The following is a 9,727-nucleotide window of genomic DNA, read 5'->3' as shown; positions in this document are numbered from 1 at the left end:
GTAATTGTAAGTTTTGTCCCCAGGTGTGCAGCACGGCAATCATTCCTGGTTTTGCCGCCAAATGTTTAGTGGAATTCCTAACGTTTTTAGGACAAATTTAAACAACCATTAAGCGACTTGTTTTGGATGTTTATATTTTTCAAATTCTTTAATGTATGACCACTAATCATATCTTTATCGATACATAACACTAATACTCTTGTAAAAAAATCTTCAAAAGTGACTTCTGGAAAAATCGTAGTATAAATCTCATATACGCCCTATTGTTAAAATTTGTTAAGCAACTTTAAAATACTCTACTAACTCTCTGATTTTTAGCAATTCATTTTCAAATTATTTCGACATTTGTCTTTCCGAGGTCACATAAATCCTCATCTTTTTGATGAGGATTTTTTGTTTTTGAGATAAACAGATCTAAAATAATTATCGTTCCTACATAGGGCTAGAGTATTATTTAATTAATAACTTTGAGGCAAGCCCAAGAGGTATGCATGTTAAAATATATTTTGTTTTCGAGGAAGACTTACATAACTAAACTCCACAATGTGAATTAAAAACAGCCTTTAATGAAAAACAGTTTTCTTCTATTGCTTCTTTTGTGTTTTTTGACTGGATATAATAATCAAAAATTAAATCATCTCGAGACCGTTACTAAATATTATAATGCCAGAGATGCAGCCAACTTTAATACCATAAAAACGGTTTTAAGCGATAGTATTACGATTATTTCTGGAGATTATATAATGCCATACTAGTTTTTATGAGGTATTTAAATGGGATTCTATATTTAAAACATCGTATACAATAGATGAATTACAAGAAAAAAACAATCAGATTATTGCTTCTGTTACTTTAAGATCTGTCCGTAATGAGTTTTTAAAAAACAACCCTATGACATGCCAGTATAAAATCTCCTTTAATTCTGAAAAAATATCGAAAATTGAAGAGTTAGAATGTGAAAATGTGGATTGGGATATTTGGAGAAAAAAAGTGGACTCTTTAGTTCGTTGGACTAGAAAAAACCATCCTGAACTCGATGGTTTTATTAATGACATGACAGTGAATGGTGCTTTACATTATATAAAGGCGATAGAGCTATATAAAAAGAGTCAAAATCAATAAATTGTACGCATACATAATTTTAACCCAATGAGACTTTTGTATAATTGAATTATATCTACTAAGTAAGGTATGCAGATTGTGTAATACCATTTTACATTCAAAGTTTGTGGTAATTTTAAAAAAACGACAAGCTATAAAAAATAAAATTTAACCCCCGGTAAAATAATGTATGTATAAATATCTGTTTTATCTTCTGTTATGTCTAATTGTTTCTTGTGATTATCAAAAATCACAAAAAGACAAATACCCTGAAATGCCAACTTTTTCTAAAGAAATTTCAAATCATGAAAAATTAAATTTAAAATTATTTAGTGAAGAAGAGGAAGATATACAAGCGATTTTTATTAAAGAAAATAAATGTATTATAGTAAGTTATGTTCATAAAGATAATTCTGCTGTGTCTTCAGACTCTATTATGATTTCAGATTGTACCAGTTTTACAGATTGCAAAAAATATTATTTTAAAATCGATAAATCTAAAAGTCATTCTACAGAAAATGAAGTTGATCAACAATCAGAACCTAAAATTTATTTACATACTACTTTAGACTTGATAAATGATACAATTTATACACAAAATCACAAGTTTTCACCGCCAAATTACATACCAGAGTTATTAGATTCACTATTCTGGCAAAATAGAGGTGACAAAAACCCAGTATTTAATATTACTAGTTTATATAATGATGATTATGTTTTAGAACCATTTGAGAAAATTGTAATTGGACATACATCGACTTGTGGTGGCGGAAGGTTAGGAGGTCCATTAATATGTCCAGTTTATTTAGATTATTTTAAAATTTCTTCGCTAAAAAAAACTATTTATTTTAAAGAATTACATAATCATAATCAGTTTAAAATTTTGAATTTATTTAATAAAAAATGTCTGCTATACCTTCCCGGATTACATAAAAACTCAAGATTATTTATAATCAATGAATAATTATTATGTTTAAAAATAAGCAAGAATTAGCATTCATTAATTCAATTCTACTTTACTTCACAAAAAATGTAGAAACCAGTAACCTATTCAAACATAAGTATAGCCAAGGGATTTTATCGCATATACCTCTCGCAATATCCTTAGTCGAAGCACAGGATAGTTTGTATAGAAACCATATTCGGCTTTTATTATACAATCTCGTAATTTTAATTTAATAAATAGCCTAACACCCAATGATAAAACAGATTTGAATACAAATAGAGGATGATGAATTTATTTCTTAATTATTTTCTTTCAACTAAATATTGATATGTTTCAAAATCAATATTTCCACTAAAAATCTTAATTGATTTTTGAATAACTTCTTTCGCTTTTTCTTCAGAGCACCCTAATAATATTGCATAATTAAAAATTAGGTTTCTTTCTTCTTCATCTATATCATGATCCACAAATATCATTTTAAAAAGATCGTATAAGTGCAACAAACGCTCCTCTTTAGAATTAACGGGAGCTATTGAAAACTTTTTAGGGTTTTTTACAACTGCATCAAATTGTTCTTTTTCAATATTTAATTTACTGGCAAATTTAGAAAGCAAATTCATCTCTTCTTCATTTAGTTTTCCATCTATTGCTGCAATATTAACAATAGCAGCAAAATGTGCTATATTATTTTTTTGAGTACCAGACTCATATAATTCTACGATTGACATATTTATAATTATTTAAAATTACAGTATTATGACACTATTATAATTTTTAGGTCACATTTTTAATTAAATTTGGCAACAAAACAAACCTATATCCTGTAAATCTCAGATTGTTGTGACTCTTCTAAAAAGATTATTTTTTGTATTGATAAATAAAAAGCCCGATTCTTTTTTTAAAGATTCTAAAACAATGACCGATGAAGAATTAGTGTACAAGATTAGTTCTTCTCAAAACTCTCTTTTATTTAGCACCCTTTATGACCGGTATAGTAAAAAAGTATATAACAAATGCTATAGTTTTACTAAAAATGAAGAAGAAGCAAAAGACCTGACGCAAGATGTTTTTTTAAAACTTTTTATTAAACTACATACTTTTAAAGGAAATTCTAAATTTTCTACCTGGTTATATGCATTTACCTATAATTTTTGTATAAATTATCTAAAAAGAGATTTTGGGAAAAAAATGGACAACCTCTCTGATACTATGGAAAACCACAAACACCATTTATCTGAAGATGAAGACATTAATGACGAACAACTTTTTGAAATAAAAGTATCTAAACTAGAAAAAATACTAAATACTATTGACCCCGAAGATAAAGCTATCCTTTTATTAAAGTATCAGGATGAAGTTTCTGTAAAAGACCTGCAAACCATACTTAATGTTGGGGAAAGTGCCGTAAAAATGAGATTAAAAAGAGCTAAAATAAAAGTAGTTCAAGCACATAACAAAATGAAACCATGAATAAAAATCCATTTAAAGATCTTGAAACCAACAAAGAAGCTCCCAAAGAAATCAAAGAAAGTATGATGAAAGAAGTTGCATCTATAAAATTAATTATGGAATTTGGGGATTTGTTTTTTATAAAATACCCTTCGGTAGTAGAGAGTTATTTTAAGAATAAAAAATAACTTACCTATCTTCTTAAAAATTGGATCTATCTATATTTTTGAAGTCTTTTCAATCAACAACCCGGGTGGAATCACAAGGCAATATATTTTGTTTTTGAGATAAACTCGTGGGGAAATTACCCCAAATGAAGATTAAAATATACCCAAGTGACTTTTTTAAATGATTAGTGTCTTAAAATACAAGAAACTAATATTAAACCAAAATTGAAAAACAATGCCCCGTTCCAAAAGCTGACAGATGAGGAACTTGTAGAAAAAATTGTGGTACAGGAAAATGCTATTCTTTTTGGAGAAATATATGATCGATATGCCCAAAAAATTTACAATAAATGTTATGGATTTGTAAATTCAAAAGAAGAAGCAAAAGATCTAACACAGGATATATTTTTAAAATTATTCACCAAACTATCCAGTTATAAAAAACAAGCTAAGTTTTCTACCTGGTTATATGCATTTACTTATAATTCATGCGTAAATTATGTAAACAGAGACAAAGAAAATAAAATTAATAAAAGCTCTGATGTTCTTGAAGACGATGAACTTCATTTGTATACTGAGGTTAATGATGATAGTTTATTTCAGATGCGGGTTGATAAATTGCAAAAAGCCATAGAACTTATTGATCCAAACGATAAATCTATTTTATTGTTAAAATACCAAGATGATGTTTCTATAAAAGAATTAGAAATATTATTAAATATTAGCGAAAGTGCAGTCAAAATGAGGTTGAAAAGAGCAAAATCAAGAATTATCGAAATGTACAATTCTATATAATAAAGTATGGTAAGAGAAAATCCCTTTAAAAAAATAGGTAATCCAAACAAGGAAGTCCCAAAAGAACTTAAAGAAAGAATTATGTCTGAAATTGCCTCTTTAAAACTAGTTACAGATATTACTGCACTATTTACCAGCAATTACCAAACAACCATGGCAAATTTTTTAAAAAACAAAAAAAAATCGTAATATTCACTTTTAACAAATCAAAAAAATATGGAAACAATAACGCAATGGAAAGAACTTATTTTTACATCCCTATCTGCAATTGGAGAAAAAATTATGACTGCATTGCCAAATATAATAGGTGCTATTTTTATTTTATTATTAGGATGGATAATTACTAAAATTATTGTATTTCTATTAAAAAGAGTATTGAAATTTATAAAAATAGACCAACTTACTTCAAAAATAAATCAGATGAAATTGTTTGGCAAAACCGATATCAAATTCGGGATAGCCAATGCTATTGTAATATTTGTAAAATGGATAATGTTTCTGGTATTCTTGATTATTGCTTCAGACATTATGAGTTGGACAATCGTATCTGAGGAGATTGGCAATCTGCTAAGGTATTTACCAAGATTATTTAGCGCTATTGTTATATTTATGACAGGTATTTATATCGCAAAATTTGTAAAAAAAGCAATACAAGGTTTTTATGAATCTTTTGATCTGGCAGGTTCCAAAATCATAAGTGCTTTGGTATTTTATATAATAGCAATAATTATAACCATTACCGCCTTAAATCAAGCAGGTATTGATACTACAGTGGTGACAAATAATGTAACAGTTATTTTGGGGGCTTTTTTATTAGCTATATCTATTGGCTTTGGATTAGGATCCAAAGAAATAATTGGTGATCTTCTTAGAACATTTTATGCCCGAAAAAATTATGAAATTGGAGATACCGTAAAAATAAAAGATATAGAAGGTAGTATTGAAGCTATAGATAATATTAGCATAACCCTTAATACCATAAACGGAAAAATAATTCTGCCAATCAAAGATATTGTAGAAAATCAGGTCGAAGTAAAAAAACGAACTTAAAAACGAATCTAAACAAAGAACACATATAGCAGGTAACTACTTGAATTATTATAAAAAACATGGTCCTATAAGTAATTATACCCTTAGGATCATGTTTATTCTTGTTTTTTTAAAATCAATAGCCGCAATAGCTTTGTAGAGCAACCAAAACTAATCATACTCCTCTGCATCTTCAACTTCTATTTTATCAAGAATCTCTATTCCTTTTTGCATAATCAAAGATGTAGGAATTGTAATATTTCTTCCATCATCTGTCTTCATAAAAAGATAAAAACCTGTAATATCTGCAACCTCTCCCGTCCAATCAAAATCTTTGTCCAAAACACGTATCCTATCCCCTATTCTTAATGGATGACTAAAAAATAAAATTACACTTGCTGTTAAATTAGATAAAATTGACCATTGTGCAAAAAAACCAACCCCTAATACAGCCAGTACCGAAGATATAAAAACCGTAAATTGTTTTAAATCCACTCCCCATATTACAGCCAATGCAGATCCTGCAAAGATATATATGATTAAATAGCTTAAGTAATAGATTAGTTTTCTTCTGTTTACTTCAATCGATCTTACAAAACCAAACTTTCTTATCGCACTTTTGGTAATTATAACCACCAAAAAAACAATAATAACCAATATGGCAGTATGCAATAACTCTTGTTTGTAGGCAACCAAAAACATCGAACTCTTTCTTTCTTACAAAAATATTTCATATTCTAATATAAACGAACAAAAAAACAATAAATGTGACTTAAAAAAAATAAGTACCTCCATATAAAAACAAACTTATTCTATAATGAAAAAAACAATACTATTTGTCATCCTATTTTCTTTTCAATTATTCACTTTTACACAAAAAAAACAAGAATAAAAGATAATAGAATAGCTACAGGAATAACTAAAGAAATCATTGAAACTTTTAACACTATAGAAGTCAATGATTCTTTAAAAACAATGCCATAGTTACCACTAAAAGAAAATTCTCTTTAGATAAATTGCATATCTGTGCCCACAATTCTGGTCGTTTTGACATAGATATTAACGCAGACAATGCCATAATAGAATTGTATAATAATGCTAGTGGTAAAATTAAAGTAAAATCCAAAAATATTGCTATACTAATGAATGATAAAACAGACCTGAAAGGACATATCATAGCTAATAAAACCAACGTGTCCCTTAGCTAATCTGCCAAATTAAAATTAGATGGAGATTCTAATGAAGCAATCTTTAATATTGAAGATTATTCTGTACCGGACGCTAAGAAAATGAAAACATCTTTGGTTAACCTCAATGCCTCAAACAAAACAAATGAGTATATTTATGTAGGTAAAAACCTGGAGTTACATGCACAAGGAAAAAGTAAAACTTATGTGTATGGAGATGCAAAAATGGATGTTAAAAAGCTTGCCGGAAAATCAAAAATCATAAAAAAACAAAATAATATATAAAGTTCAAAAGCTACAAAGTGACTTTTTTAAATATTAAGTGTCTAACTCTTTAGAAATAACTTTAATTCAAATTGTATGAAATCAAATATTGCTTTGCTTGCTATAATAAATAAAGGTTTTTCAATACATTCAAGAGGATCTATGCAAAAAAAAACAGGAACTGTATCCGGTTCAAAACAAACAAACAAATAAATACAAATCCCAAATAAGGAGCTTATATATAGCTTAATATAATTTAAGATTATTCTTTAGAGCCGTTTTAAGGCTCTTTTTTTATTTATTTTGATTAGCTTTAAAAATCGTTTTTCAAAAAACAATCAAAGTGGCATATAATAAAGGATACCTGTCTAAACAAAAAGCAGATCAAAATTGAAAATCATTGAAATGAACGAAAATCCAATAGAAAAATTTGAAGCAACAGTATTATCTGCTTCAAAAAAGCTTATTAATCAAATCGAAAACTATGTTGTACAATTAAAAAAAACCAACTCTGGAAACCAACTTGCACAAGTAATCTTATCTGATTTTATTAGTTTATCCAATCAATACATAGCAATAGGAGATCTGGAAATAACCAAATTACAGGAAGAAAAAACAATAGATATTCTTGAAATCGATTTTTTACATTATACTTTTCCCGGGTTATTTAAAGATATAGTGATAATTCACCGGGATGTTCTTTTACAGCTTCAGATAGCTCAAAGCAAAAAATCTGAAGACATAATCTCTGAAGAAGCCCTTTATAGCCATTTTGAAAAATCAAGAGCCTTGTTACAACAAGCAATTGATTATATGGTTGTATCTATAAATAAATTTCAGAATACCCAAAGAACCAAAAAAAACAGCAACAAAACCTCTTTAAAGATCAAACATCAACAAAACCCCTGGCATATATACAAGGAGCAATTTCTTACAGGATTAAACCAGTTGAATGAAATTAAAAAATCCAGTACAAGTTTTGATGAAATCATAGAAGTTTTTAAGACCATTAAAAATATTACGATCCACATCTGTGCAGATGCTAAAAAAGAGATTGAAGTATCTAATAAAACATTAGAACAAACTATCCAGAAAATCAAAAATATAAAATCTACAAGCCAGATAAGCGAGGTTAATTCCTGGATTGAGAAAACAATTTCTAAAACAGACATAAGTAGTTTACAACAACAAAATTATACCAGAACTATAGAGGCCGAAACAAAAAAATTAAAAGAAATTAATCTGCCCGTCACTACAAATGAAGGGATATTACAAAAAAGAAAAACAGATTTTAATAAATCTGTAAAAAAATGGTTGGATTACGAATCTTTACCTTTTTTAATAGAAATATGGGACACAAAAACAACCATGATTTCTTTTTTAAATCATAGTCTTTTAAATTTAAAAAGTAGTCTGATCCTGTCAAAAAACAAGGACTCTCTGGATGCCATACCATCCCAACTGCAAACACTTAAAGAAATCCGGGAGACATTATCAAAAAACTCTATAAAACAAGAATCTTCTATAGCCCATATTCACAATAAAATCAACAAGGAGTTTCTTGCTACAAACATATATAACAAAGAAGAGTTTTTGGAAGTATCATTACAATCTTCTATCACACAATACGCCTCTATAAAAGGAGGTGCTTTTATTCGTTTAAAAAACAGGATAAAACATTTTTTTAGTGATTTTAGTTCCAAATACGAGCCATACAGCCATTCAGAAAACCATAGCCGGTTAGAAGCTACCATAAAATGTATAAACCACAGGATGTATAAAGAATCCAATGCCCATTATGATACATTATTTTTAAATAAAAACTTTATTGGGGATTTATTTTTAGTACCCCGTTTAGAAGCAGAAGAAACACTTAGTAATAGTGTTTCTTTATGGAAAGAAGGCTTTAATCAATCCACATTAATCTTAGGAAATCATCTTAGCGGAAAATCTACTTTTATGGAGTACATTACCAAAAAATACTTTGGTAAAAATATCATATTTCTATCTGCAGATACTACTATAACCATAGAAGGAAGAAAATTTAAAACCTCGTATGATCTCAAAGAAGCCCTTCAATACATAAAAAACCATTCGCACAATATTAAGCCCCTTATCATTATTGATGATATAGAGCTATGGAGGGACGAAAAATCATCCTTACTGGATAATATAAGAGCCACCATTCAATTTATGGAATCCGAATCTGGTAACACTTACCTTATGGTCTCTACATCTCCGGCAATGCAAGCTCATCTTGACAATAGATTGTTGTTCTCTAATGCTTTTACTTCGGTCATTAATCTAAGTAAATCAAGTATTAAAGAAATACACGATGCCGTATTGCTGCGCCATGGTGCAGCCCATAAAACTATAATCTACCCGGATGGACAACCAATACCGCCAAAACATATAAAAAAAGAGGTTTTAAAATTAAGCAAAGAGTTAAACCATAATATAGGCGAAATATTGCAAGCATGGACCTACAGTACTACGGTAATAGATAATAACAATGTTATTTATGAAGAAAAAGATTTTATATTTAAAGACTTTTTTACTTCAGAAGAAATTATCATACTCAAATATGTTTTTTTGTACAAATATATTCATGAAACCTTACTCAAAAATTTTATAGGCAAACAATATATTATCTATCAATCTGCCTTAAAACGATTAATCAACACCAAAATTTTATTACGTAATAACTCTGGTATATTAAAATTAAATACGGTGGTAAGCAATGATATATACGAATCTCTTAAATACAGAAATATAACCAACTAAAACAA

The 9,727-nt window shown here is 28.3% G+C and carries 13 protein-coding genes; 11 read left to right on the top strand and 2 right to left on the bottom strand.

The window, feature by feature from the left end:
* Window positions 1-566 precede the first annotated feature (566 nt).
* From ACZIYX_RS19710 to ACZIYX_RS19700, 3 genes are all read left to right on the top strand, one after another.
* Window positions 567-755, top strand: a complete 189-nt coding sequence (locus ACZIYX_RS19710; RefSeq protein ID WP_462683980.1) for a hypothetical protein — start codon at window positions 567-569, stop codon at window positions 753-755.
* A gap of 136 nt (window positions 756-891) precedes the next feature.
* On the top strand, window positions 892-1,122 hold the full coding sequence (locus ACZIYX_RS19705) for a hypothetical protein (RefSeq protein ID WP_462683979.1): 231 nt from the start codon (window positions 892-894) through the stop codon (window positions 1,120-1,122).
* Window positions 1,123-1,375: 253 nt separating this feature from the next.
* Entirely contained in the window at window positions 1,376-2,065 is a 690-nt protein-coding gene (locus ACZIYX_RS19700; protein ID WP_462683978.1) for a hypothetical protein, read from the top strand.
* Window positions 2,066-2,349: 284 nt separating this feature from the next.
* Here ACZIYX_RS19700 and ACZIYX_RS19695 read toward each other — a convergent pair whose 3' ends face one another.
* A complete protein-coding gene (locus tag ACZIYX_RS19695; protein ID WP_462683977.1) occupies window positions 2,350-2,775 on the bottom strand; it encodes a tellurite resistance TerB family protein in 426 nt (141 codons plus the stop codon).
* Window positions 2,776-2,917: 142 nt separating this feature from the next.
* On the opposite strand from ACZIYX_RS19695, the gene ACZIYX_RS19690 reads away from it, so the two are divergent.
* From ACZIYX_RS19690 to ACZIYX_RS19670, 5 genes are all read left to right on the top strand, one after another.
* A complete protein-coding gene (locus tag ACZIYX_RS19690; RefSeq protein WP_462683976.1) occupies window positions 2,918-3,517 on the top strand; it encodes an RNA polymerase sigma factor in 600 nt (199 codons plus the stop codon).
* A complete protein-coding gene (locus ACZIYX_RS19685; protein ID WP_462683975.1) occupies window positions 3,514-3,684 on the top strand; it encodes a hypothetical protein in 171 nt (56 codons plus the stop codon). The genes ACZIYX_RS19690 and ACZIYX_RS19685 overlap by 4 nt, the downstream gene beginning before the upstream one ends.
* A gap of 204 nt (window positions 3,685-3,888) precedes the next feature.
* A complete protein-coding gene (locus ACZIYX_RS19680; protein ID WP_462683974.1) occupies window positions 3,889-4,458 on the top strand; it encodes an RNA polymerase sigma factor in 570 nt (189 codons plus the stop codon).
* A gap of 6 nt (window positions 4,459-4,464) precedes the next feature.
* Window positions 4,465-4,647, top strand: a complete 183-nt coding sequence (locus ACZIYX_RS19675) for a hypothetical protein (RefSeq protein WP_462683973.1) — start codon at window positions 4,465-4,467, stop codon at window positions 4,645-4,647.
* A 27-nt stretch (window positions 4,648-4,674) separates the two neighbouring features.
* Window positions 4,675-5,508, top strand: coding sequence for a mechanosensitive ion channel family protein (locus ACZIYX_RS19670; RefSeq protein WP_462683972.1), 834 nt, complete (start codon window positions 4,675-4,677; stop codon window positions 5,506-5,508).
* Window positions 5,509-5,658: 150 nt separating this feature from the next.
* Here the strand turns inward: ACZIYX_RS19670 and ACZIYX_RS19665 are convergent, their stop codons facing one another.
* On the bottom strand, window positions 5,659-6,189 hold the full coding sequence (locus tag ACZIYX_RS19665) for a mechanosensitive ion channel domain-containing protein (protein ID WP_462683971.1): 531 nt from the start codon (window positions 6,187-6,189) through the stop codon (window positions 5,659-5,661).
* Between the two features lie 314 nt (window positions 6,190-6,503).
* On the opposite strand from ACZIYX_RS19665, the gene ACZIYX_RS19660 reads away from it, so the two are divergent.
* The 3 genes from ACZIYX_RS19660 to ACZIYX_RS19650 all read left to right on the top strand — a co-directional run bounded on the left by ACZIYX_RS19660 (window position 6,504) and on the right by ACZIYX_RS19650 (window position 9,722).
* On the top strand, window positions 6,504-6,695 hold the full coding sequence (locus ACZIYX_RS19660) for a hypothetical protein (protein WP_462683970.1): 192 nt from the start codon (window positions 6,504-6,506) through the stop codon (window positions 6,693-6,695).
* An 81-nt stretch (window positions 6,696-6,776) separates the two neighbouring features.
* On the top strand, window positions 6,777-6,959 hold the full coding sequence (locus ACZIYX_RS19655) for a hypothetical protein (RefSeq protein ID WP_462683969.1): 183 nt from the start codon (window positions 6,777-6,779) through the stop codon (window positions 6,957-6,959).
* 369 nt (window positions 6,960-7,328) lie between these two features.
* Entirely contained in the window at window positions 7,329-9,722 is a 2,394-nt protein-coding gene (locus ACZIYX_RS19650) for a hypothetical protein (protein WP_462683968.1), read from the top strand.
* Window positions 9,723-9,727: the final 5 nt, after the last annotated feature.

The sequence above is a fragment of the Aquimarina sp. genome, assembly GCF_977115655.1.
The sequence above is the reverse complement of the archived record's forward strand: the minus strand, read 5'-3'. Positions and strand labels throughout refer to the sequence as shown.

Excerpts from the sequence above, each read along its gene's own strand:
- ACZIYX_RS19710 (WP_462683980.1), top strand. The coding sequence starts at position 567 with ATGAAAAACAGTTTTCTTCTATTGCTTCTTTTGTGTTTTTTGACTGGA.
- ACZIYX_RS19705 (WP_462683979.1), top strand. The coding sequence starts at position 892 with ATGACATGCCAGTATAAAATCTCCTTTAATTCTGAAAAAATATCGAAA.
- ACZIYX_RS19700 (WP_462683978.1), top strand. The coding sequence starts at position 1,376 with ATGCCAACTTTTTCTAAAGAAATTTCAAATCATGAAAAATTAAATTTA.
- ACZIYX_RS19695 (WP_462683977.1), bottom strand. The coding sequence starts at position 2,775 with ATGTCAATCGTAGAATTATATGAGTCTGGTACTCAAAAAAATAATATA.
- ACZIYX_RS19685 (WP_462683975.1), top strand. The coding sequence starts at position 3,514 with ATGAATAAAAATCCATTTAAAGATCTTGAAACCAACAAAGAAGCTCCC.
- ACZIYX_RS19675 (WP_462683973.1), top strand. The coding sequence starts at position 4,465 with ATGGTAAGAGAAAATCCCTTTAAAAAAATAGGTAATCCAAACAAGGAA.
- ACZIYX_RS19670 (WP_462683972.1), top strand. The coding sequence starts at position 4,675 with ATGGAAACAATAACGCAATGGAAAGAACTTATTTTTACATCCCTATCT.
- ACZIYX_RS19665 (WP_462683971.1), bottom strand. The coding sequence starts at position 6,189 with ATGTTTTTGGTTGCCTACAAACAAGAGTTATTGCATACTGCCATATTG.
- ACZIYX_RS19655 (WP_462683969.1), top strand. The coding sequence starts at position 6,777 with ATGAAAACATCTTTGGTTAACCTCAATGCCTCAAACAAAACAAATGAG.